This is a genomic window from Candidatus Tisiphia endosymbiont of Ceraclea dissimilis, assembly GCF_964030735.1.
In the GTDB taxonomy this organism is placed as follows: Bacteria; Pseudomonadota; Alphaproteobacteria; order Rickettsiales; family Rickettsiaceae; genus Tisiphia.
Genome location: NZ_OZ034917.1, coordinates 1,043,990 through 1,069,317, shown reverse-complemented (window position 1 = coordinate 1,069,317; position 25,328 = coordinate 1,043,990). Strand labels below are relative to the sequence as shown.

Below are 25,328 nucleotides of genomic sequence, written 5' to 3'. Positions count from 1 at the left end.
CCTATTACTTATAGGCGTTGCTCCATCGCATAGGCGTCAATTTAAGAAAACAATAATTGAGAACCGTCATTACGAGCCACCGTAGGTGGCGTGGCAATCCATTTTTAATCACTTTTTTGGATTGCTTCGTTGACCTTACGGTTTCCTCGCAATGACGGTTTCTCAATTATTGTTTTCTTAAACTGACGTTTATGTACTCCATCGCTCCTGCTACCCAATTCTCCTTAATTGACTATAATACTCCTAAGAAAATTTATTGTTTTTAGGGAATCCACTAGGAGGGATTTTGCCAACAGAGCCTCGTCGTCCACGAAATGGTAAAAGATCTTTCTCTACCCTAGTCTTTTCTCCTATTTTCCAGCTTAATCCTAAACTACTATCAAATATCTTAACATCCATCAGTTTGGCATCTTTAAATTTTTGCAGAGTTACGCCTTGTCCTCGTTTCATTATTGGTACTTCATTGAGATTAAATACTAATAATTTCCGGTTTTCACCTATACAAGCAAGACAATCGCCATCTACTGGTAAGCAAGTAATACAATAATGATTTTCAGGAACTTGCATAATTTGCTTGCCTAGTTTAGTTTGTGCTACTACTTCATCTGAATCAATAATAAATCCTTTGCCAATACTACTGGCTAGTAAAAGTTTTTGAGTGGGTTGATAAACAAACATACTCACTATTTCTTCATTACCAATATCTATAATCAGCTTTATCGATTCTCCATTGCCTTTCCCTCTAAATATATTATCACCTAGAATAGTGAAAAAACGCCCTGATGCACTAAATATAAGGATTTTGTCAGTAGTATAAGCCTCAAGAATAAAGTTTTCTGCATCGCCTTCTTTGTATTTTACAGTTGATAAATCATTATTATGACCTTTCAAAGAACGAATCCATCCCATTTTGGAACATATTATGGTGATAGGTTCTTTGGTTATGAAAGCTGAAATATCAACAATCTGAGCGACAATATTAGCCTCTTCAAAACTAGTTCGACGCATGCCTAATTTAGTAGTAAAACCAAACTTTGTTTGCACCATTTTTACTTCTTTCTTAACTATTTTCTTTAACTCATTCGGATCCTGTAAAATTTTCTGCAGATTTGCATGTTCTTTTTCTAGCGAAGTATGTTCGTTAATAATTTCTTGTTCTTCCAGTTTTCTTAAAGACCTCAACCTTGTATTGAGAATTGCTTCAACTTGCAGATCAGTTAAACTAAATTTAGCGATCATTATTTGTTTAGGCTCATCTTCTTCACGAATAATTTTGATTATTTCATCCAAATTTAGGTAAGCTATTCTTAAACCTTTAAGAATTTCCAATCTATGTTCAATTTTGCTAATAAGAAATTTGGATCTACGAGTAATAATATTTTGTCGGTGTAATAAAAATTCCTGCAATATTTCCAGTATATTAGCTACTTTAGGAATATTATTTGAACCTATAACATTCATATTAAGCTGGATTCTATTTTCTAGAACAGTTAATTTAAATAATGACTCCATAATTACATTAGGGTCACAATTACGATCTCTAGGTTCAATAATTAACCTTATATCTTCTGTCGATTCGTCCCTGATATTACCGATCAAAGGAATTTTTTTGTCTTTTAACAAGCCAGCTACTTGTTCGATAAGTTTAGATTTTTGTACTTGATAAGGTATTTCAGTAATTACTATCTGATATAAACCATAACTTAAATCCTCTTTGACCCATCTTGCCCTTACTCTAAAACTACCACGTCCTATACTATAGGCTTGATGGATTGAATCAATTCTATCCACAATTATGCCACCTGTTGGAAAGTCAGGGCCTTTGACAAATTGCAAAATATCGTTGACCTTTGATTCAGGATGGTCAATTAAATATATTAGCGCATCACATAATTCATGTAAATTATGAGGGGGGATACTGGTTGCCATGCCAACTGCTATACCTTCTGAGCCATTAGCCAATAAATTAGGAAACATAGCAGGCATAATTACTGGTTCAGTATCTGAATCATCATAGGTAGGACGAAAATCAACAGTATCTTGATCTATATCTGACATTAATAAAGTACAGATTTCTGTCATTCTTGATTCCGTATAACGCATAGCTGCTGCATTATCGCCATCAATAGAACCAAAATTTCCCTGCCCATCAATTAATGGATATCTGAGAGAAAAACTTTGGGCAAGACGTACCAATGTATCATAGACTGCACCATCACCATGTGGATGATATTTACCGATTACATCACCGACAACTCTTGCACATTTCTTATAGCCTGAGGCTGGTTCTAACCTTAATTGCAGCATAGCATATAATAATCTACGATGGACTGGTTTTAACCCATCACGAACGTCAGGCAAGGATCTTGACATAATTGTTGATAGAGCATAAGAGAGATAACGCTCTGATAATGCATTACCAAAATCTATATGTTCTATTTTAGCATCATTGGTCATAAAAAACTTTTTCTTATATTTATTTCCGATAGTATAATACCTTAAATATATACTCACACTAATACAAAAATAGTATTAAATAGTAAAAATTATACTTTTTATTTTAATGGTTCTATTGTTACTCCCCGTTTCGGTGGAGCATCCATAACTGCTGGAGTTAAAAAGAAAGCTAAATTACAACTAAGGGTAATTACCATACAAATCCGTTATTGCTAGGAGGTTGCCAGACCGACGAAGCAATCCATAAAAGTAACCAAAGATGGATTGCCACGACCTACTTGCGTGGTCTCGCAATGACAGAAAACCTATCTAAAACCCGCTTTACCTTCTAACTTTCAACAGTTGTGGTCTGGCAACCTCCTCGCAATGACATCTTATACTTTAACCTTTTTTCCGTGAACACTTACATTCAATCTACAACTGTAGTACTAGTTAGTTATAACTCTTGCACTATACAGATAAATTACTGTACTGAACAATATTAGTAATAATAACATAAAAAATCCTAGCACTAAGTATATTGAATTAAAATATTGCCATAATAACATACAAAAAAATGGCGTTGTCGATGAAAGTATCATTCCACCAAGTGAATGAGATAGGCTACACATTCTAGCCCTAATATTAGTTACAAACATAGATTGGACAATAATTTGTAATGGCACTACGTAAAATGGAGCAAGTCCGATAAGTATTACCGGAAAGTAAATTATCGAGATTTTTATATATAATAGCAATTGGACAATAATTATAACTAGCAAACTTAATGATAATGAGATAATAATTTGTTTTTTGGGATAAAACCTATCGGCTAAAAAACCAGACAATACTGACATAATGGCATAAATGCTTATTAAAACTATATTGATAATTTGAGATTGACTGCTACTCATCACCAATACACTTTTTACGGCAAAGACTCCCCAAAAATAAATGAGAAAATGGTAAATACCCCCTATACAACCACTGATTAATATTGCTAAAATAAATTTGCTAGGCAAATTTTTGATAATCTTTGCCAAATAAAAAAAGTTATAATCAGCAGATTTATGATCTTTTCTAGATTTTAAAAATTCTTCGCTTTCATGAAAATAGTGCCTCAAAAATATAATAATTAAGCCAAAAATTCCACCAATAATAAAATTCGCTCGCCATAAATAAGCAATTGACTCAAACTCTGTAGAAAAATGGTAAATTGCTGCCGCAAGCAATGCTCCAACCTGACTACAAAATGATACAATACCACTAGCACAATTTTTACTTGCCTTACCCACTTTTTCTACAACATAAATTTTTATTGCATCACTTTCTCCTGCTAAACTCATTAAAAATGTCATACGACAAAATATTAAAATTATTGTCGCTACTATACCAATTTTATCAAAATTAGGAGTTAACCCTATAAGAATTGTCGAGATAGTGGCTAAAAATACCGAAATTCTCACTGAGACAACTCTACCATATTTATCACTAATAAAACCAAAAATGATAGAACCAATGGGACGAGCTATTACAGCTATACTAAATATAGCAAAAAATAATAATATTTGTTGATCATTTGATCCTAATGGTAAAAAGTTTTTGGATAAAATAGTTGCTGATAGTCCAAAAAGAGCATAGTCATAATAACGAACAGTTGTTGTAAAAAAAGCAATTAGGAACGCCGGTCTTGTCATACATCTAGACCTATTATTTTTCTCATGGTATAATTTTTTTATCTTATTTGTGCATTGTTGATTTTTTATTGTTGAGTATATACATTTAATGCAAAAAAAGAAAATGTTAGTTATATGCGGACCTACTGCTAGTGGTAAGTCTTATTTGGCACATTATTTAGCCAAAATATATGATGGCGAGATAGTTAACAGCGACTCTATGCAGATATATAAGCATATCCCTATTATTACTGCTTCACCATCACCAATATACCGAAACGAGATACCATATCATCTTTATAACTTTTTATCCGTAGATCAAGAATTTTCAGTAATACAATATGTCAATCATGCTCTTGAGAAAATTACAGACATCCGTAATAGAGGTAAGCTACCAATAATTGTTGGTGGTACGGGGTTATATATTAATTCACTGCTTTTTGGTTATAATGAAATACCGACAATATCTCCAGAGATTAGGCAATATGTTAGAGAATTGCACTCTAAGATTGGCTCATGTCAATTCTTTAATCAACTAAAAGAGCTTGATGTATTGGCTAGCCAGAAATTAAATAAGCATGATAGTCAGAGGGTTATAAGAGCCTATGAAGTATTTATGCAAACCAAGCAATCTATATTTACTTTCCAAGCTACACAGAATATACCCATTCTTCCAGAATTTGACTTTAAAGTAATTTTTCTACATCCGGAGCGAGAATTTCTTTATCAAACATGTAATACTAGGTTAGAAAAAATATTTAATGAAGGAGCAATTGAAGAAATAGCTCTAATTAAAGAAAACTTTCCCGATATAATATCTTCTGCAATAAAAACCATTGGTCTGCGAGAAATATTATCTTATCTAAATAATGAAATTACTTTACAAACTGCCTTAAATCTAGCACAAATTAAAACCAGGCAATATGCAAAAAGACAAATTACCTGGTTTAAAAACCAAATAAAAGACAAGATTACTCTAGAATATTCCAATAATCAACAATTTGAAGAGTTATTAATAGACTTACCTAAATCTATTGATTTGAAAAAAAATTTTAATTTTTTTAAATCTATCTCTTAGTGCTGGAAAATTTTGTGCTATACTAAAAATTATAAAGAACATTAATTTTAAAACAGGCTATATTGAAAATATAAGCTTTTTATGCTAAATATGAGGAAATTATGATATATTGCAACCAATCTAACCAAAAATCCTATCCTTTTGTTTTGCCGGAATTGCCTTATGGTAAAGGGGACTTCGTGCCACATTTTTCCCCTGAAACGTTTGATTACCATCATGGGAAACACCACCAAGCATATGTAACTAACTTGAATAATTTGTTGCAAAATAATCAGGAATTACAAAAGAAGAGTTTGGAGGAGTTAATAATTTACGCAAGTACCAAACCAGATGAAGCCGCCATATTTAATAATGCTGCACAAATATGGAACCATAGTTTCTTTTGGCATTCTATTAAGCCTTCAGGCGGTGGAAAACCTACTGGTATGATGTTAGAGCAGATAAATAAAGATTTTGGTAGTTATGAGAATTTTGCTACTGAATTTAAACAAGCGGCAATAAGTCAATTTGCTAGTGGTTGGGCATGGTTAGTCTCTAATAATGGTAAATTACAGATAGTAAAGACTAGTAATGCTGAAACGCCTATTACTAAGTCTATGAAACCGTTGCTTAACTGTGATGTTTGGGAACATGCCTACTATATAGATTATCGCAATAAGCGTCCGGACTATATTTCAGTTTATATAGAGCATATGATTAATTGGCAATTTGCTGCCAGTAATATTTGAAATTACCAAATATAGAATTACTTATTATTGCAGGTAGCCTCCTAACTTTATGCTCCAATATTTGGTTTATGAAATTAAAAGGTTGTTTAAAGCTTTTTTAACTACTCCATTTAAGGTGTCTCCATGCTGTATAGCATATAAACTTGCTTCTTTGTGTAATTCAGGATCAATTCTAACATTAAAACTACCCTTGAATGGTTGGTCAGGAGCTTTTCCAATATTATTGCAATCTTCTAAATAACTATCTACTGCTTCATGAAAAGCTTTTACCAGAGATTTGGCTTCGAAAGCCTCATAATTTACTAAATCTCTTATAAATTCTATTTTCCCAAAAAAAAGCTCTTCTTGTGAATCAAAATGAACTGATCCATAATAATTTTTGTAACAAATTAAATCAATTTTTGTCATATCAACCTCTCTTTTTCTAGTTTTTTAATTATAGTCAATTGACTATACTTTTTACAAATTTATTGATTGTTCTTGGCAGATTATTTTATAGATTTCACTTTTTTCTAACAATTTAACATGAGTATCCCGAGCAATTAACGTTCCATGATCAATTAGCAAAATTTCATCAGCCTGTTCTATACTTGAAATACGATGAGCAATCGATAATATAGTTTTGCCTTTCATTATTTGTTGCAATTTACTCAATAATTTTTGTTCATTTTCGCTATCTAAGGCACTCATTGCTTCATCTAAAAGTAAAATTTCTGGGTTATATAGAATTGCCCTACTGATAGCTATTCGTTGTTTTTGTCCTCCAGATAATCTAATACCCTTCTCACCAATTTCAGTATCTAATCCTTCTTTAAGATTCTGGACAAAATCCATTATACCGGTGTTATTAGCTGCTTCTATTATTTCTTCCATACTTGCATCAGGTTTAGCAAAAGCAATATTTGACCTAATTGTACCAGAAAAAATACTTGAATCTTGTGGAACATAGGCAATCTTGCGTCTTATCTGATGATCTTGAGTTTTGGATATATCTTGACCAGCAATTCTAATTGTTCCTTTCTCAGGAAAATAAAATTTTAACATTAATTGCATAATAGTACTTTTACCAGCACCCGATCTGCCAACTATACCAATAAACTTACCTTTATCTATCTTAAATGACAGATCATCTATAACTAAATTGTCTAATCTTGATGGATAGACAAAACTTACATTGTCAAACTCTATACTCAAAGAAGATTTATTATCTTGATAATCACCCATTGGAACATTAGTTAGTTGATTTTTGCAAGTATAATCTATAAGAACAAAAACTCTTTCCGAGGCTACAAGAGATGAGTGGACTTCAGTTAAAAGCTCAAAAATACCCCCACTACTTACACCAGCGATGATAGCATAATAAATAAATGATATCATCTGACCTGATGATAAATGCCCCTGCACTATGTCTCTGCTACCTACCCATATAACTATAGTGATGGAGAATAATATAACTGAAATAGCCAAAGCAAAAAATACTGAACGGACTTTTAAACGACTTGCCGCATGTTGTAAATAATCAGAAATTTGCTTATTGAAAGCCGCTACTTTATTTGCCTGCTGATTAAAGGCTTGTATTGCACAAATATTTGATACGCTCTCTTCTAAATTAGCGGTAATATTGGCTTGTGATTGGAGAACATTTTTTGATAAATTTCGTACATATTTACCAAATTTTATTAGTGGTAGCAATAATAATGGTATAATAATAATGACAATCGCAGCGAGTTTAGGACTCTGGCAGAACATTAAGATAATTCCACCAATTAGCATTATTGAGTTACGAACAAAAAAAGAGAGAAAATTGACAATCAACTTATAAATAAGTTCTATATCCACACTCAGGCGAGAAATGATATCACCAATTTTGAGATCCTCAAAACAAACAATATCGAAATTAATTATGTTACTGTAAGCCTCTTGCCTAATTTGACTAACGATTTTTTCAGCAATATTATTAATGAAATAAGAACGGAAAAAACTACCCGTACTAAAAATTAATATTAAAATACTAATATATAATATTGATTGGTTGATTGATTGTAGATAATTTCCTTTCAAACCGCTATCGATTAACTGCCTAAAAGCTCCACCTATTGCTAGCAAAGAAATTGACACACATAATAATGCCAACATGACAATTGCAAGATCTAATTTATAGAACTTTAAATAGTTGATAAATCTACAAGGAATTGTCTTATGCATTACAAAGATAATTTTGTTACTTGCTGTGGTGCCGGATGTCGGATTTGAACTGACGACCTACCGCTTACAAGGCGGTTGCTCTACCACTGAGCTAATCCGGCAAATAAGAAAAAGCTCGTGTGACCTTTAATGTCATTGCAAGGAGATATTTTGCAACACATCGTCATTGCGAGGAGGTGTAAACCTCAATCCTTTCTAATCACTTTTATAGATTGCCACGTCGCCGCTCTGCGGCTCCTCGCAATGACGTTTTTTAGACTTATATTACTTTTTCAGCTTACGCCTTTTCGCAATGACGTATGTATCCATAACCGTCATTGCGAGACCATGTAATGGTCGAAGCAATCCATTTTGGTACCTTTATGGATCGCCACGTCGCCGCTTTGCGGCTCCTCGCAATGACGTTTTTTAGACTTATATTACTTCTTCAGCTTACGCCTTTTCGCAATGACGTATGTATCCATAACCGTCATTGCGAGACCATGTAATGGTCGAAGCAATCCATCCTGGTACCTTTATGGATCGCCACGTCGCCGCTTTGCGGCTTCTCGCAATGACGTTTTTTAGACTTATAATTACTTTTTCAGCTTACGCCATGTTATTTAAGCTTTTTTGGACTCTTTCTTAGGAGGCTTTATTTTACGATTCTTAATTTTTATTTCCATTTTCTTTTTGATCGAGGCTGGGAGTGCTATACCTGCTTCTTCAATAAACCTAGCAACACGATCTGTAGGTTGAGCACCAGTACTTAACCAATATTCTATACGATCAGATTTTAGAATTACACGATTTGCATCACCTTTGACAAGCATAGGATTATAAGTACCTACCTTCTCCAAAAAGTCACCATCTCTAGGAGCTGTTTCATTTGCTACAACCACTCTATAATGAGGACGTTTCTTGGTTCCACCTCTTGCCAAACGAATTTTTGTTGCCATATATTCCTACTATTTCACTACTTAATCTTTTCTTCTTTAAAAGGAACGTGTTTCCTAACTACCGGATCATATTTCTTAAATGCTAATTTCTCAGTTTGGGTCTTAGGATTACGTTTCTTTACCAAAAAATACCCTGTACCAGCTGTACTAACAAGTCTTACCAAAACATTTTTATTTTTTTTAGCCACAACTATCAAACCTTTTAGTATTATTTTATAAATTGCCAGTCATCATAAAACTAAGACAACAAATAGTCAAGAGTAAAATAGTTTTCTTACGTCAACTATTGTGCTAGGCTTTTATATCACATTTTCAAGATATAAGAGCCTAGGAGTCTACCTAGGCTTTTTCTTTATCATTACTAGTACTCAACGTCACAAAACGTTGGGCTGAAGTATCTAAAGCACGGCAAGCAATTGATTGAATTTGTTGCGTTGCCATATCGGCTTTTGCAGTTAGTTCTTTCATTAAAATTTCCTGCTTGGTAATTTTATCTTCAAGATAACTAATACTTTGTGCTTGCAATTTTAACTTGCCTTCATATTCCTGCTGTTTAAGTTGCATGTCAAAATCATATTGCTGTGACAACTTACCACGAAGCGATTCTTCTGCATTATTTACCGCCTCTTTTATTATATTTGGAATTTGCCCTACTTGAATTTCTAAGGATTCATAATCACCCTCTTTTTCTACTAAATCAGCTTCTCGTTTTAATAGATTATCTCTTAAATCCGATAATTCTTTCTCCATAATAGCTTTCTTACTATTATATTCATCAATTTCCTTACGACGTTTTAATTCTAATGTATAAATATATTCTTCTTCCTCACGTTTCTTGGTCTTTTCAAGTTTTTCTTTTTGCTCTTTATAATCCCGCTCAAGTTGCTCACTTTGCTGTTGCCACTGAGATTTTTTGGCTGTCATTTCTTGAGTAAAAGTTTGTTTTGTTTGTTCCATTTCTAATTTAAACTGTTCTTTTTGCCCAATTTGGGTTTGTAATAAGGCAGATAAAGTATTAGCTGTTTCATTAATTTGATATAATTCTTGTAAATGTTTTTGCTCTAAATTAATTGCTTCCCGTAAATTTACCAATTTTTCTGATTCTTTAAGCAATTGCTCTGATAAATTATCGATTTGTTTAATTATCTTGGATTTTAAGGCACTAAGATCAGTTAATATAGCATCTGATGAATTGCTAACAGCTTTTGTTATAACAACTTGCTCATCTTGTCGTTGCTTTTGTTCTTGGGGACTAGTTACTTGCTTTTCAGCTAACTGCACTAGTACCTCATTATAGGCTGATAAAATTTGCTCCTTGGTACTTTTAAGCGATAATTGTTCCGGGGTATTGGGTTTTTTCATTATTACCTCATCTCTTACGTAAAGTTTAACAGTCTAGGACGCTATATTAGTGTATTCTTTATTCAATTCTCTAATCACCCACATCCATATAATACAAATTATACCAAATACTATCATTAAATATATAGAAATAGATTGATAAGTTGCACAAGGTAAAATAATAAATATTAAAGACTGGAGAAGAGCACTCGTTGACTTTCCAAGTTTAGTACCAATTACGTCAGCAGCTGCTTTACCTTTTGTCTTAAGCTCAGTATCTAAAGGAACATATGACATTTCTTTAGTAGAATCAAATAGAGTATATTTACTTGATTTACTCAACACGTTGTTGATTAGTCCCATTGTAATAGCAATTGAAGAAGGATCAGTGAGCATAAAGCTAACCACGATTATAGCAGACAATCCATCAAAATTAGATACTAAGAAAAATAGCATGCCAGTTATAAAAACCATTATTGGCGTTATACTTGCTGCGGTAAACCAGCCCAACCTCCTGACAATATTGGAGCCAAGAATAACAAACAAAATGGTAAATATGCCAGTAATACTTAGATAATTGCCAACAAAAGCAGCAAATTCCGTCGGTGTTTTATAAATCTTTGAAGCTGATGCTTTCCAAGGTCCTTCAACTAAGTTTATAGCTATACCATAACAGACAAGCAGTGTAGCAATTAGCCTAATATATCTTGAAGCAATAACCATTTTAAAACTTTCTATAAGGGTTAGCGATTGTTTCTTGACAGAAAATTGCAGTTTTTCTACCTGAGATTTATCTAATATTTTATGATTCAGTATCCAAAAAGTTGCTAATGCTATTGAGCCAAATATCAGTACGCAGCCCAATATAATTTGCACTGAAAGCTCAGTCTCTGTATGTTGCAAACCAAACTTATTAATTAACAATTGATTTAGATAAGATAAGTTTTCTAAAAACTTACCTGATATATAAAGCCCCGTTTGAGCAAAAAGTCCAAATAAAGGATAGAATCTTTTTGATTGTTCCACCGAGGTTATATTATTAACAAACTGCCAAAAAAGTAATGCAAATATCACACTTGGCCATAATTCTGCTATAATATAGAACAAAGAGAAACTCCAATTAGATAAAAGTAATATAAACCATTTTAAATTGGGATAAGACTTTACTAAAATACCAGCATGCTCACTACTCAAATGCAATGCCAAATGATTAGGAAAAATATAAAATGCAAATAAAGCAAAAAATAGTAGAAAAATTGATAATATAAGGTAGAATATATACTCCCCTTTTATGTTATTTACTAATTTCACATAGATTATCGACATCAAAAATGCCGAAGGTAAAACCCCCCAAAATTTAAGAAATGATACAGTTTCGGTACCAATCATGGTATTAATCAGACTGTCTTTTAAGGCTCTGATAATATTTTGTATAAATAAAATACAGAACATCAATAATGTTACATATAGAAATTTAGATAATTCATGCCTTTTGATAGGAAAGATATATTCTGACAATCTATTTGTTAATTTTGAGGTGGGTGATGTATTGTGAGTTATAGAGAGATACGAAAAAACTTTAGAAATTACTGCCATATAAGGCTCTAACCTACTTATTACTTGGTTAGAGCCACATACTAAAGCTTTTTGTCTTGATAGTCAAGGATAATATTTATTAATCAGCTAAATAGACGAGTAATATGGCTCTGAGCAAGCTTTATTTATTATTTTCTCCCTCATTAATCTTATTATCATGCACTTTGTGAACTAAATATAATCCGGCAAATATACATATATAAGCTGCTAATGAATATAGACATTTAAATAATACTTCTTGATAAAAAATCGACAAAACTCTACTTGTAGAGAATATATTTATGAAAAATCCTAACATCACAACACCATCTACAATGGCACACACTATCAAACTAATAAAATTCCTAGTATTAAAAGAATATGCTGATGCTGACTTGAGATGTAAAAATACACTTGTACTACAATATGTTGACAGCAATACAGAGACAGAAGCTGCAAACACAATTCCCTTAATAGCATAACCATTAATATAATAATCTAAATTCCATAACAAACCAAAGCTTACTATTGTACTCAACACTACAGCAATCATAGCTTTTTTCTTGCCATATAGCTCGGATATAATATTGACAGTTAACGTTAAAAAGACAAATACTAAAGAACATTGAGCTATTTTATTAAAGAAATTTAATAAATAAGTAAATATACAAAGTAACGTCACTAATGGCATGTAAAATTTATTATTAATATGGTGCATATTCCTTTCCTCTTTTTTTGGTCTAGTTTTTTGATTTATAATCTTAGATTATAACATAGTTGAATGATTTAAAGAATTGAAATTGAATGACAAGCGTGAAGTTTTAAATACACTCAAATGATTTAGAGAATTAGATTTGAAAATAGACCTCTTGCACAACCTAAAGATAATTGAGGAATTTTTAGGAAAAACGAAGTCGAGTACCACAGCGATGTACGTGAGGAACGGAGACGAGTTTTGACAACAAAATTACCAATTAGATTAAGTTATGCAAGAGGTCTAATGAATAGCAAGCACACGCAATAGTCATGGCACGTGGCAATCCATATAGTCATTGATGAGAAGTTGGTGACGTCGTCGCCCAATGCTCGCCTATTACTTGTAGGTGTTGCTCCTAGCCCCAAATTTTCCTGAATTGACTATAAATTGTCATTTTTAGCAACGGTGGAAATCTAAGATATGCACCAAAACAGGTATGACACAAAACAGGATTGATAACCTTCATAAAAAAATTTGTATTGCAAGCTTGGCAGTGACTTACTCTCCCATGCCTCAGGGCATAGTACCATCAGCGCTACAAGGTTTCACGTTCGAGTTCGGTATGGGATCGGGTGTTTCACTTGTGCTATAACCACCAAGCTAGCAATACAAATTTTTTACATCATAAGTCAACAAATATCTTTTACAACTCTACTTCTGCTGGTAATTTGGACAATGATGCGGTACCTGAATCCTCACATACATTATAGTACGCTGCGATTCTGCGTCCGCGTCCCCTTCAAATCCTTGCACATAAGCGAGCTTTCAAAAGGTCTAGTTGGTAATTTTGGCGTCAAAACTCACCTTCGCTCCTCACGTATGTTTATATACGCTGTGGTACTCGATTTCGTTTCTCCTAAAAATTCATCAACTATCTTTGACAGCCTCCTAGAAGGCAAATAAAAAAATTTAATGTTGATAAAACTAAAAACTTGGTATGTTTTTTACAGAATTAATGCTGCACACAAAGTACAACCTCAGCAAAGTAAATCAATCGAGCTATTAGTACCAGTTAGCTACACACGTTACCGTGCTTCCACACCTGACCTATCAACGTGGTGGTCTTCCACGGCTCTGATAGGGAAGTCTAGTTTTGAGGTAGGTTTCCTGCTTAGATGCATTCAGCGGTTATCCTTTCCGTACTTAGCTACCCAGCTATGCCGCTGGCGCGACAACTGGTCCACCAGAGGTACGTCCACCTCGGTCCTCTCGTACTAAAGGCAGATCCTCTCAAACTTCCTACACCCACGGCAGATAGGGACCAAACTGTCTCACGACGTTCTAAACCCAGCTCACGTACCACTTTAATCGGCGAACAGCCGAACCCTTGGGACCTTCTCCAGCCCCAGGATGTGATGAGCCGACATCGAGGTGCCAAACGATTTCGTCGCTATGGACGCTTGGAAATCATCAGCCTGTTATCCCCGGAGTACCTTTTATTCGTTGAGCGATGACCCTTCCACTCGGGATCACCGGATCACTATGACCGACTTTCGTCTCTGCTCGTCTTGTCAGACTCGCAGTCAGGCTAGCTTATGCCATTGCACTCTAATAGTTGATTTCCGACCAACCTGAGCTAACCATCGCGCGCCTCCGTTACTCTTTGGGAGGCGACCGCCCCAGTCAAACTACCCACCATGCATTGTCTCGGATCCTGATTCAAGGATCGCGGTTAGATATCAAGAATCAAAAGGGTGGTATCTCAAGGGTGACTCCACAGTGGCTTGCGCCACCGCTTCATAGTCTCCCACCTATCCTGCACATCTAATTCCTAATACCAGTGCAAAGCTATAGTAAAGGTTCACGGGGTCTTTCCGTCTAACCGCGGGAACTCCGCATCTTCACGGAGAATTCAATTTCGCTGAGTCGATACTGGAGACAGCGGGGAAATCGTTACGCCATTCGTGCGGGTCGGAACTTACCCGACAAGGAATTTCGCTACCTTAGGACCGTCATAGTTACGGCCGCCGTTCACTGGGACTTCAATTCAGAGCTTGCACCCCTCCTCTTAATCTTCCAGCACTGGGCAGGCGTCAGACCCTATACTTCGTCTATTGACTTTGCAGAGCCCTGTGTTTTTAATAAACAGTCGCTACCCCCTAGTTTGTGCCACCTATAAATGGTTGCCCATTCACAGGTCATCCTTCTCCCGAAGTTACAGATGCAATTTGCCTAGTTCCTTCAGCATCGTTCTCTCAAGCGCCTAGGTATACTCTACCTGTCCACCTGTGTCGGTTTGGGGTACGGTCTTTAACGAGGGTGTTATTTCCTGGAAGATATTCACCGCACACGCAATCCAATAAGCGTATACAATTTACTATCTCCGTCACATCCCTCAGGTTCAGGAATATTAACCTGATTCCCATCGATTACGCCTTTCAGCCTCACCTTAGGAGCCGACTAAGCCTGCGCAGATTAACTTTACGCAGGAACCCTTGGACTTTCGGCGAGAATGTTTCTCACATTCTTTATCGCTACTTATGTCAGCATTCTCACTTCCGATACCTCCAGCAAACTTCACAGTTCACCTTCACAGGCTTACGGAACGCTCCGCTACCATCTGCACTATTAAAGTGCAAATCCGCATCTTCGGTACATGACTTGAGCCCCGTTACATTGTTGGCGCAGGAAAACTTATTTAGACTAGTGAGCTATTACGCTTTCTTTAAATGATGGCTGCTTCTAAGCCAACATCCTAGTTGTTTTGGTTTTCCCACATCCTTTAACACTTAGTCATGATTTAGGGACCTTAGATGGCGGTCTGGGCTTTTTCCCTCTCGACTATGGACCTTAGCACCCACAGTCTGTCTGCTATGCTGTACTCGTCGACATTCGGAGTTTGGTTGAGTTTGGTAAGTCTGTAGGACCCCCTAGCTCATCCAGTGCTCTACCTTCGACGGTAATCGCTATAACGCTCTACCTAAATAGATTTCGCGGAGAACCAGCTATATCCGAGTTTGATTAGCCTTTCACCCCTAGCCACAGCTCATCCCCTACTTTTTCAACAGTAGTGGGTTCGGTCCTTCAGCGGATATTACTCCACCTTCAACCTGGCCATGGCTAGATCACTCGGTTTCGGGTCTAATTCATCTAACTAAAATCGCCCTATTCAGACTCGCTTTCGCTACGCCTACACCTAACGGCTTAAGCTTGCTAGATAAACTAAGTCGCTGACCCATTATACAAAAGGTACGCCGTCACAGAACATAAATGTCTGCTCCGACTGCTTGTAAGCATTCGGTTTCAGGTCTATTTCACTCCCCTTGTCGGGGTTCTTTTCACCTTTCCCTCACGGTACTTGTTCACTATCGGTCACTAGAGAGTACTTAGGCTTAGAGGGTGGTCCCCCTATGTTCAAACAGGATTTCACGTGTCCCGCCTTACTCAAGGACTCCAAAACTTTTTACCTATAAGGGGCTATCACCCTCTATGGCCAACCTTTCCATGTTGTTCTAGTTTTTATTCTGAAGCCACTGGCCTGGTCCGCGTTCGCTCGTCACTACTAACGGAGTCTCGGTTGATGTCCTTTCCTCCAGCTACTAAGATATTTCAATTCGCTGGGTTTGCTTCGCATAGCTATGTATTCACTATACGATACCTGCTAAGCAGGTGGGTTTCCCCATTCGGAAATCTTCGGATCAAAGCTTATTCGCAGCTCCCCGAAGCTTATCGCAGCGTATTACGTCCTTCATCGCCTTCTAGTGCCAAGGCATCCACCAAATGCTCTTATTTTATTTACTTTAATTTTTTCAAACTTGAGATTGTACGATGTGTACAGAACTAATTCTGCACCATTACAGTATCCACTCGCGATCATAGAATTTTTATTAATCGCAGTGTGTATTTAGTTTTCAGCTTTATCAACTTGTCAAACAGCTACAGGATTTATTTACCCTGTGTGAAGTTTTATACCGATTATTCAAAACAATGTCAAACATTATTTTATAAATAATTCCGGAGGCAGGCTAAAGTTATAGTCATGTATAGACTTACCCGATAATGCAAGAAAAAAATAATATATAACAGCAAAAAAATCGAATGCAGTCATGTATCCGGCTTATAGTTAATCAATTACTTTAAATTTACCCTATAGCCCTGATGGAATTCGCTGGCTTACAAACTTATACTTATCATTTCTTCGACTTCTAACGAGCCATTGGATTGCTCAGTTTTTTCGTAAGCTAAGGTTAGTCTTATTTACCATCAATATTATCATTCTTTCGCATATTCCAGATTAGAATCTATTAAATTTCTATTTACCTATAATATTATCTCGTCAACAACTAGTTTGTACCAATTCTTTAGCTACAAACTTTACTCTCGGTATAATCATTGCCTGAACTGAGTACCGCAAACACCACCCTTGCTAGTTTGTTAGTTACTGCAACAGTTGTTTTATTATGCCCATTTCGTTCAGATAAATTAATTGTGGAGCTATTAGTTTTACAGTATGACCTAATTTTGTTAATTCTCTTGCCCAATAGCTAGCTCCACCGCAAGCTTCCATGCCTACTAGACATTTTGGTAAGTTAGCCATAAAAGTTAGAACCTGCTCTCTTATTAATTTTTTCTTTAATATTGTCTTACCATTTTTATCTACACCGTGAATTTAAAAAATTCTTTTTGCAATATCTATACCAATTGTGGTAACTTCCATATGAACCTCCTTATTGTTGTTTAGGATTCATTTCCTATCCTAGAAGATTAGCATATGCTTCTCATTCTGTATATAGGGTAGGTCCATACCATTATTTCAGGAGAATTGGGTAGCAGGAATGATGGGACTCGCCTATAAGTAATAGGTGAGCGACGAGTGACTACGTCCACAACTGTTGAAAGTTAGAAGAGGAAGCGGTTTTAGACCGAATAGTTTAAAAATCGTATGTGGTCAACGTCTATTAGCGAGAAAGACCTTAGGTCGACGAAGCAATCCATAAAAGTAACCAAAGATGGATTGCCACGACCTACTTGCGTGGTCTCGCAATGACAGAAAACCTACCTAAAACCCGCTTTACCTTCTAACTTTCAACAGTTGTGGGACGACGTCCCCTACTTCTCATCAATTGACTATATATAAAATAAGAGGTAAGAATATGAGTACCATACCTTTTTGTAAAACCAATTTGCAAACTATTCTACAAAATAGTTTGAGTATTCCTAAAGTTGTTATATATACTGATGGAGCTTGCTCAGGTAATCCTGGACCAGGCGGTTGGGGGGCATTGTTACAATTTAATGGAGTTTGTAAGGAGATATTTGGTCATGAGCTACACACCACTAATAATCGCATGGAAATGACAGCAGCAATTGAAGCGTTAAAAGTTCTTAAAAAATCATGCTGTGTAGAACTTTATACAGATAGTAAGTATTTACAGCTTGGAATAACTCAGTGGATTAACACCTGGGTAAAAAATAACTGGCATAAAAACAACAATGATCCTATCAAGAATGTTGATTTATGGAAAAAATTGTACGACGAACTAGGTAAACACTCTATTATCTGGAATTGGGTTAAAGGTCATGGTAATAATAAGGGAAATCAGATAGCCGATAGTCTGGCTGTCAAAGGAAAAGAAACTGCTATAAAAATGCTCAAATGTCATTCATAGATAATTTTTTTATATCTATTTTCTCTAAGGAAATTGGGAAAGATCAATTTGGTAACAAATATTACGAAAGTAAAAAGCTTGATTATTTAGGTCAAACTAGAAGACAGGTGGTTTATAAAGGTAAAGTAGAAGCATCAAAAGTTCCGCCTATGTGGCATGCTTGGCTGCACTACATGATCAATGAAGTGCCAATCAATAATGATAAATTTGACTGGCAACAAGATTATCTCCCTAATATCACTGGTACTAGCTTGTCGCATAAGATAGTAAAAAATAAGACAACCAAAGCCGAATATAGTAGGTGGCAACCTTTAGACGAATCAAATTTAGGTGAATCAAAATAATGAAACAGAATGTTATAGAAACTTTAGTTGGCTTTATAGTAATATTAGTTGCTATAGGTTTTTTTATTTTTGCTTATAAAATTGGCAACTCATCAAGAGTCGAATCTGGGTATATGCTTAAAGCAAATTTTCAAAACGCTGAAGGGATAGTCAGGGGAAGTGACGTGATGTTAGCTGGTGTAAAAATCGGATCAGTAATTGATATAACTTTAGATAAGACTAGTTTTTTTGCCTTATTAACGATTTGCATCAATAACGATATAAAGTTACCTAAAGACACTAGTATAGCAATAGTTACAGGTGGAATACTTGGTAGTAGATATATATCCGTAACTCCAGGTTCGTCTGAAGAAAATTTGGCGATAGGTGAGCAGATAAAATACACTCAGTCGGCGGTTAATATTGAATCCTTGATAGGTAAATTAATTTATTCCTTTGGTAGTGGTAAGAAGTAATATTAAATTTTATTCAAAATCCTATTAGTGTACATTGCAAATTAGTGTATAATTGTAGTGACAAGGATTATTATATTAACTAGTTATGGAATAAAAAATAAGCAATATCGTAAGAATAATGAAAACAGCTATTAGTGGAGCAGAAAAATCTGCTATATTTATAGATATAACAGATTTTGCCATAACTTGTTATATCGAATTCAGGTTATATTACAAAATGAAATAAGTTATAATCACAATGTTTAAATTAGCTAATATATTAAATACACTGAAATCACCTACCGATTCTACGATAGAACCTAAAAATGTTCAGTCTGGTAACTCTGTTAAAATTACTAGGAATTGGTACGAAGAAAGATCTGATAAAATCATTGTACAGCGTAATATCTTGTTGGTAATATCTATATTACTGATACTTTTAGTAATGGCATCTATAGCAGCGGTAACTATAGTAATAAATTCAAGAGAATTTAGCCCTTTTGTTATCCAAATTGATAATAGTACAGGTATGGCAACGATTGTTAATCCAATATCTTCGGAGATATTAAGTGGCAATGATGCTCTTTCAAGATATTTTATTAAAAAATATTTAATAGCTAGGGAAACATATAATCCTGTTGATTTTGATACTGAAGCACGTAGAAGGGTTAGGTTATTATCTTCAAATTCAGTATATTATAACTATCTTGGCTACATAAAAAATAAAGATATAGATCCAGTTTTAATGTATGGTCAAAATAACACAACTTTCTTACTAATTAAATCTTGGTCAAAATTACAAGAAAATTTACAAGAAAATAAAAATAAATATATGATTAGGTTTTCTATTAATGAAACAGCAGGTGATAGAAAGGTTTTTAATAAAATAGCAGTGGTAAGTTTTGCATATATTCCAATGGAATTAACAGATATAGACCGAGATATTAATCCAGTAGGCTTTCAAATTAATGATTACAGGGTAGATGATGATAATAGCTAGACTTCTTTTTACAGCAATAATATTATTGCATTCGGTTATTGCCAATGCTGATACAAGTAATATGCATGTAGGTAATGATTTAGATGACCTGGCAATAACTACTGATAACAGAATTAAAACTTATATACATAATCCTAATGAGGTTTATTTATTAGTTCTGCATTTTGGGTTTCAGTCAAGTATAGAATTTGCCAAAAATGAGGAAATACAAAATATTGTTCTTGGAGAGTCATATGCTTGGAAAATGACTCCGTTGGCAAACAGATTGTTCATTAAGCCGTTGGAAAAAAACATTAGAACAAATATGACTATAATAACTAATAAAAGAACTTACCAATTCGATGTGGTATCCAAAGAATTGGAAGAAGGACGCGAAAAGGATTTAGTGTATGTAGTTAGGTTTTATTATCCTAAGAAAACCTTTAGTACTTTACAATAAATTTATTGTTAGTTCTAATCGATTGGCATTTAGTTATAGTAAACCTTGCATCATTGTGAGGAGTGCTAAAGCACGACGAAGCAATTGTAAGTTGTCATTCCCGCGTAAGCGGAAATCTATAATATCTCAGAGCTTTTTTGGCTCTATTTTTAGATTCCCGCCTACGCGGGAATGACAATAGTAAGTAGGTGTCACCCCTGCTTCGGTGCGGGGGCTAGATTCCACAACTGTTGAAAGTTAGAAGGTAAAGCGGGTTTTAGATAGGTTTTCTGTCATTGCGAGACCACGTAGTGGTCGTGGCAATCCATCTTTGGTTATTTTTATGGATTGCTTCGTCGACCTACGGTCTTTCTCGCAATGACGTTGACCACATACGACTTTTAAACTATCCGGTCTAAAACCGCTTCCTCTTCTAACTTTCAACAGTTGTGGGCTAGATTCCGCACCGAAGCGGGGATGACAAACATTATCCAGCTAAAACCTTCTTGGGTTAGTTATAGATGATTTTTTTTATAAATTGATATTAATTTAACATGTCAGAACAAGATAATACTACTTCTCAAGTCAATGCAACTGGTGCAGAGGAACAAGATATACCAGAAGTTCAAAATGAGCTATCAAAAGTTGCCACTAATCCTAAGCAAAGTATTGCGATTTTGCTTGTCATTTCTGCGGTTTTTATATTTATTTTTTTTAAACTTTTTATTAGTGATAATAAACCAGAGGAGGTAGTAGTAGCTCCGTCAGCACCTACCGATATTACTAAACCGACACAAGATAACTCTAAAAATATACCAGAAATTCCAAAATTACCAGAAGCCCCTAAGCTTGAAGCCCCTGCGGAGCGTCCACCACCACCACCTCCTCCTCCTCCACAACCTATTCTCCCTCAAGTTGCTTTACCTACTGGAGAGAATAATAGTGCTGACAAAGTTACTCTTCCTTCCGTTACGCCAACAGCTCTTCCTGGGAAATTAACTGAAAGTGAGGAGGAAAAGAACCGTCGTGAAGCAAAGAGAAAATCTGCTATAGTATTAATTGCAGGAGTCCCAGAGAAAAAAACACCGGATCAAATTGCCGAAGAAGCAAATTTCCAAGATCGGGGAAATATGGCATTTGTTCTTGCTCGTGGCAAGATAATGGAAGCAGTATTAGAGACCGCTATTAATAGTGATTTAGGTGGAGAAATAAGAGCAATAATTAGCAGAGATGTATTCTCTGAAAAGGAGAAAATTATTTTAATTCCTAAAGGGTCAAAGATTTTTGGTGTTTATGCAACTGGTACTGATGGAGCGTATGGTCGAATTTCCATAATATGGAATCGTATTGATCTATCAAGCGGTTATACCATTAATTTAGATGCTTTGGCTGTTGATAATCTTGGAAGACCAGGCGAACAAGGAAGAGTAGATAATAAATTTAAAGAGCGGTTAACCAATGCTGTATTATCATCAGCATTTAATATTGTACTTGCCAATGCTCTTGACAAAGTGGTAGCTCCGCCAGTTAATGCACAAGCTACTGCTGCTAATACTGCTATCGCTGTTAATATACAGAATTTGGCACAAAGTATTAATAATAGTTCCGGTACTGAGGATGTTAAAATTGCACAGATATGTACTAATGTGATGAATGCCATTACTGATAAAAGCTCAACGGCATATATTTCAATGATGCAGGCTTGCAATATTGCTCGTAATCCAACTGGCTCGCAACCTGGTCAAAGACTTATAGCATTAATGAGTGCAGTAACTAGTGCAGCAGCTAGTTTGTTATCTAGTACGGCAAATGCTAGCACTCCAACTCAGGCACAAGCAGCTTCAAAACAAGCATTTACGGATGTTAGCAATACTGTGAAAGATATGATGAAGCAACAGGCATTTAAACCAACTATTACCATAGATCAAGGTACGTTAATAAAAATTTATGTTAATAAAGATTATAAATTTCCTCAAGCTGTACTAAGAAAATCAAGATTAATAAAATGAGTGATAATTTTGCGGCATTAGAGACTTTTTTATTACCATTTAAAGAATTATTTGCAGAAGATGGTATTAATGAGATCATGGTAAACAAACCAGGAGAAGTATGGGTTGAAAAGAAAGGAGATCAATTTTGTAAATTGGTACCTGAGCTTGATTTCGAACATCTTATATCACTTGGTAGGTTAGTAGCTCAGTCAACTGATCAGATAATTTCCGAAGAAAGACCTTTACTTTCCGCCTCATTACCCAATGGTTACCGTATTCAAGTAGTATTTCCTCCTGCTTGTGAACCGGGTTATGTTGGCTATGCTATCAGGAAAGGTAGTGCAATGAGTCTTACGCTAGATCAATATGACAAGATGGGAGCTTTTGATTCAACATCTACAGGGGAATTGATTGACGAGAATGAAGAAGTATTAAACAACTATCTGAAAGAAAATAAAATTAAAGAATTTATTCGGCATGCGGTAATTTCTAAGAAAAATATTATTATTAGTGGTGGAACATCAACTGGTAAAACAACCTTTACTAACGCTGCCTTAGCAGAAATTCCAAGTAGTGAGCGATTAATTACTGTGGAAGATGCACGAGAGGTAATTCTAACAAGCCATCCTAATAAATTACATCTCCTAGCTTCAAAAGGGGGGCAAGGTCGTGCAAAAGTTACTACTCAGGATTTGATTGAGGCGTGTTTACGTCTAAGACCTGATAGAATTATTGTTGGTGAACTTAGGGGAGCTGAGGCATTTAGTTTTTTACGAGCCATTAATACAGGGCATCCTGGTTCTATATCTACTTTACATGCTGATACACCAGCCATGGCTATAGAACAATTTAAGTTAATGGTTATGCAAGCTAGTTTAGGTATGCCACCGGATGAGGTAAAAAAATATATATTAGCGGTCGTCGATATTGTGGTACAATTAAAGCGAGGTAGTGGCGGTAAAAGATATGTCTCAGAAATATACTATAGTAAGAATAGGCAAGGCTAACGATGGAATGGCATAAAATACAAAAACTTACTCGTAACATTTTAGGGCATGCTATAATACACCCATTGGTAATATTTTGTACGATATGGGTAAGTGGAGCGATAGTTGCATTTATTACTAACGAAACTAGAGTCCTAAATATTGACTTAGTAGCCATAGACATAGCTTATAAGTGGTTTTATTGGTTAGTTAGTGTATGGTCACAATTAGATCTTCAAGCATATAATTACTTGAAAATTAAGTTAATACTAGCCCTGACTATGCCAACAATTATAGTGATCATATTCTACTGGAAGAATTTCAAAAGAATAAAAAGTTTACAATTTTTTACTCAGGCAGAAAAAGTTTATGGTGATGCTAGTTGGGCTACTGAAGATGATGTAAGTAGAGCTAATTTACGTGCAAAACATGGTATGTTACTTGGTACTAATAGTGGTGGATATTTTGTTGCTGATGGGTTTCAACATGCTTTACTTTTTGCTCCAACCGGTTCAGGTAAAGGTGTAGGATTTGTTATTCCCAATTTATTATTTTGGGAACATTCTATAATAGTGCATGATATTAAGCTAGAGAATCATGGTCTTACAAGTGGGTGGCGGCAAAAACAAGGGCAACGTGTTTTTGTTTGGGAGCCATCAAATCCTGATGGGATAACTCATTGTTACAATCCGATAGATTGGGTAAGTACCAAACCAGGTCAAATGGTGGATGACGTACAAAAAATCTCAAATCTGATTATGCCTGAAAAAGATTTTTGGAATAATGAGGCACGCAGTTTATTTCTCGGTGTGGTACTATACTTAATTGCTGATCCGACAAAAACTAAATCTTTTGGCGAAGTGGTAAGAACAATGCGTAGTGATGACGTAGTGTATAATTTAGCAGTAGTTCTAGATACTTTAGGCAAAGTAATACATCCTGTTGCCTATATGAATATAGCAGCATTTTTACAAAAAGCAGATAAAGAACGTTCAGGTGTTATCTCAACAATGAACTCCTCCTTAGAATTATGGGCAAATCCCCTTATTGATGCTGCTACTGCCTCATCTGACTTTAATATACTTGAGTTTAAAAAGATTAAAACAACAGTGTATGTTGGTCTAACTCCTGATAACATACAACGTTTGCAAAAACTGATGCAGGTTTTTTACCAGCAAGCTACAGAATTTTTAAGTCGTAAAATGCCTGATCTAAAAGAAGAGCCTTATGGTGTGATGTTCTTACTTGATGAATTTCCTACTTTAGGAAAAATGGAAACATTTAAGGCTGGTATCGCGTTCTTCAGGGGATATAGAGTTCGCCTATTCTTGATTATCCAAGATACTCAACAGCTCAAAGGAACTTATGAGGATGCTGGTATGAATTCGTTTCTGTCAAATTCTACATATCGTATTACTTTTGCAGCTAATAACTATGAAACAGCTAACTTAATATCTCAGCTAGTTGGTAATAAAACAGTTGAACAACGATCATATAGTAAACCAATATTTTTTGATCTTAATATTTCAACAAGAACGCAGAATGTATCACAAGTTTCAAGAGCTCTGCTTTTACCTCAAGAAGTAATTCAGCTGCCAAAAGATGAGCAAATCGTGTTAATTGAATCTTTCCCGCCTATAAAATCTTTAAAAATTAAGTATTATGAAGATAAGTTCTTTACAAATAGGCTATTACCCCCTACATTTATTCCAACTCAAAAACCTTATGATCCAAATAAAAATAATGTAAATGAGGAACAAGAGAATGTAGATTCTAGCAATACAGATGCTACTACTATAGAAGATTAATTTT

At 35.1% G+C, this 25,328-nt stretch carries 20 protein-coding genes, 1 tRNA gene, 2 rRNA genes and 1 pseudogene; 10 read left to right on the top strand and 14 right to left on the bottom strand.

Annotated features, from left to right (window positions below):
• Positions 1-243 precede the first annotated feature (243 nt).
• Positions 244-2,457, bottom strand: a complete 2,214-nt coding sequence (gene parC, locus ACQH1V_RS05170; protein WP_425360080.1) for a DNA topoisomerase IV subunit A — start codon at positions 2,455-2,457, stop codon at positions 244-246.
• 428 nt (positions 2,458-2,885) lie between these two features.
• Positions 2,886-4,133, bottom strand: coding sequence for an MFS transporter (locus tag ACQH1V_RS05165; RefSeq protein WP_425360079.1), 1,248 nt, complete (start codon positions 4,131-4,133; stop codon positions 2,886-2,888).
• Positions 4,134-4,221: 88 nt separating this feature from the next.
• On the opposite strand from ACQH1V_RS05165, the gene miaA reads away from it, so the two are divergent.
• Entirely contained in the window at positions 4,222-5,190 is a 969-nt protein-coding gene (miaA, locus tag ACQH1V_RS05160; protein ID WP_425360078.1) for a tRNA (adenosine(37)-N6)-dimethylallyltransferase MiaA, read from the top strand.
• A gap of 101 nt (positions 5,191-5,291) precedes the next feature.
• Positions 5,292-5,918 carry a superoxide dismutase gene (locus ACQH1V_RS05155; protein WP_425360077.1) on the top strand — a complete coding sequence of 209 codons (627 nt, stop codon included), beginning with the start codon at positions 5,292-5,294 and terminating at the stop codon, positions 5,916-5,918.
• 66 nt (positions 5,919-5,984) lie between these two features.
• Here ACQH1V_RS05155 and ACQH1V_RS05150 read toward each other — a convergent pair whose 3' ends face one another.
• The 12 genes and pseudogenes from ACQH1V_RS05150 to ACQH1V_RS05095 all read right to left on the bottom strand — a co-directional run.
• Positions 5,985-6,326 (bottom strand): type II toxin-antitoxin system HicB family antitoxin, encoded by a 342-nt coding sequence (locus tag ACQH1V_RS05150; protein ID WP_425360076.1) that lies wholly within the window; start codon positions 6,324-6,326, stop codon positions 5,985-5,987.
• 51 nt (positions 6,327-6,377) lie between these two features.
• The gene (locus ACQH1V_RS05145) at positions 6,378-8,123 is read right to left on the bottom strand and encodes an ABC transporter ATP-binding protein (RefSeq protein ID WP_425360075.1); all 1,746 of its coding nucleotides are present in this window, start codon (positions 8,121-8,123) and stop codon (positions 6,378-6,380) included.
• Between the two features lie 26 nt (positions 8,124-8,149).
• Positions 8,150-8,224 (bottom strand) — tRNA-Thr (locus tag ACQH1V_RS05140).
• 501 nt (positions 8,225-8,725) lie between these two features.
• On the bottom strand, positions 8,726-9,061 hold the full coding sequence (rpsP, locus tag ACQH1V_RS05135; protein WP_094649034.1) for a 30S ribosomal protein S16: 336 nt from the start codon (positions 9,059-9,061) through the stop codon (positions 8,726-8,728).
• A 17-nt stretch (positions 9,062-9,078) separates the two neighbouring features.
• Positions 9,079-9,249, bottom strand: a complete 171-nt coding sequence (gene rpmG, locus ACQH1V_RS05130) for a 50S ribosomal protein L33 (RefSeq protein ID WP_094649033.1) — start codon at positions 9,247-9,249, stop codon at positions 9,079-9,081.
• Between the two features lie 151 nt (positions 9,250-9,400).
• On the bottom strand, positions 9,401-10,423 hold the full coding sequence (locus tag ACQH1V_RS05125) for a hypothetical protein (protein ID WP_425360074.1): 1,023 nt from the start codon (positions 10,421-10,423) through the stop codon (positions 9,401-9,403).
• Between the two features lie 33 nt (positions 10,424-10,456).
• Positions 10,457-11,962, bottom strand: coding sequence for an Npt1/Npt2 family nucleotide transporter (locus ACQH1V_RS05120; protein ID WP_425360885.1), 1,506 nt, complete (start codon positions 11,960-11,962; stop codon positions 10,457-10,459).
• Positions 11,963-12,119: 157 nt separating this feature from the next.
• Positions 12,120-12,695, bottom strand: a complete 576-nt coding sequence (locus ACQH1V_RS05115) for a VUT family protein (RefSeq protein ID WP_425360073.1) — start codon at positions 12,693-12,695, stop codon at positions 12,120-12,122.
• Between the two features lie 266 nt (positions 12,696-12,961).
• Positions 12,962-13,099: a hypothetical protein gene (locus ACQH1V_RS05110; RefSeq protein WP_425360072.1), complete on the bottom strand. Its 138-nt coding sequence runs from the start codon at positions 13,097-13,099 to the stop codon at positions 12,962-12,964.
• 120 nt (positions 13,100-13,219) lie between these two features.
• Positions 13,220-13,334, bottom strand: a 5S ribosomal RNA gene (rrf, locus tag ACQH1V_RS05105).
• Between the two features lie 381 nt (positions 13,335-13,715).
• Positions 13,716-16,475 (bottom strand): 23S ribosomal RNA (locus tag ACQH1V_RS05100).
• Positions 16,476-17,154: 679 nt separating this feature from the next.
• Positions 17,155-17,343 (bottom strand): annotated as a pseudogene (locus ACQH1V_RS05095) (IS110 family transposase); the annotation flags it as partial.
• A 484-nt stretch (positions 17,344-17,827) separates the two neighbouring features.
• Here ACQH1V_RS05095 and rnhA point away from each other — a divergent pair.
• The 8 genes from rnhA to ACQH1V_RS05055 all read left to right on the top strand — a co-directional run bounded on the left by rnhA (position 17,828) and on the right by ACQH1V_RS05055 (position 25,324).
• On the top strand, positions 17,828-18,343 hold the full coding sequence (gene rnhA / locus ACQH1V_RS05090) for a ribonuclease HI (RefSeq protein WP_094648721.1): 516 nt from the start codon (positions 17,828-17,830) through the stop codon (positions 18,341-18,343).
• Positions 18,331-18,687 (top strand): NADH-ubiquinone oxidoreductase subunit NDUFA12 family protein, encoded by a 357-nt coding sequence (locus tag ACQH1V_RS05085; protein ID WP_425360071.1) that lies wholly within the window; start codon positions 18,331-18,333, stop codon positions 18,685-18,687. Before rnhA ends, ACQH1V_RS05085 begins: the two co-directional genes overlap by 13 nt.
• The gene (gene mlaD, locus ACQH1V_RS05080) at positions 18,687-19,142 is read left to right on the top strand and encodes an outer membrane lipid asymmetry maintenance protein MlaD (RefSeq protein WP_341748640.1); all 456 of its coding nucleotides are present in this window, start codon (positions 18,687-18,689) and stop codon (positions 19,140-19,142) included. The genes ACQH1V_RS05085 and mlaD overlap by 1 nt, the downstream gene beginning before the upstream one ends.
• A 238-nt stretch (positions 19,143-19,380) precedes the next feature.
• On the top strand, positions 19,381-20,121 hold the full coding sequence (locus ACQH1V_RS05075; RefSeq protein WP_425360070.1) for a virB8 family protein: 741 nt from the start codon (positions 19,381-19,383) through the stop codon (positions 20,119-20,121).
• Positions 20,108-20,560, top strand: a complete 453-nt coding sequence (locus tag ACQH1V_RS05070) for a TrbG/VirB9 family P-type conjugative transfer protein (RefSeq protein ID WP_192866910.1) — start codon at positions 20,108-20,110, stop codon at positions 20,558-20,560. Before ACQH1V_RS05075 ends, ACQH1V_RS05070 begins: the two co-directional genes overlap by 14 nt.
• 533 nt (positions 20,561-21,093) lie before the next feature.
• Positions 21,094-22,548 (top strand): TrbI/VirB10 family protein, encoded by a 1,455-nt coding sequence (locus tag ACQH1V_RS05065; RefSeq protein WP_425360069.1) that lies wholly within the window; start codon positions 21,094-21,096, stop codon positions 22,546-22,548.
• Entirely contained in the window at positions 22,545-23,537 is a 993-nt protein-coding gene (virB11, locus tag ACQH1V_RS05060) for a P-type DNA transfer ATPase VirB11 (protein WP_425360068.1), read from the top strand. Before ACQH1V_RS05065 ends, virB11 begins: the two co-directional genes overlap by 4 nt.
• A gap of 2 nt (positions 23,538-23,539) precedes the next feature.
• Positions 23,540-25,324 carry a type IV secretory system conjugative DNA transfer family protein gene (locus ACQH1V_RS05055; protein ID WP_425360067.1) on the top strand — a complete coding sequence of 595 codons (1,785 nt, stop codon included), beginning with the start codon at positions 23,540-23,542 and terminating at the stop codon, positions 25,322-25,324.
• Positions 25,325-25,328: the final 4 nt, after the last annotated feature.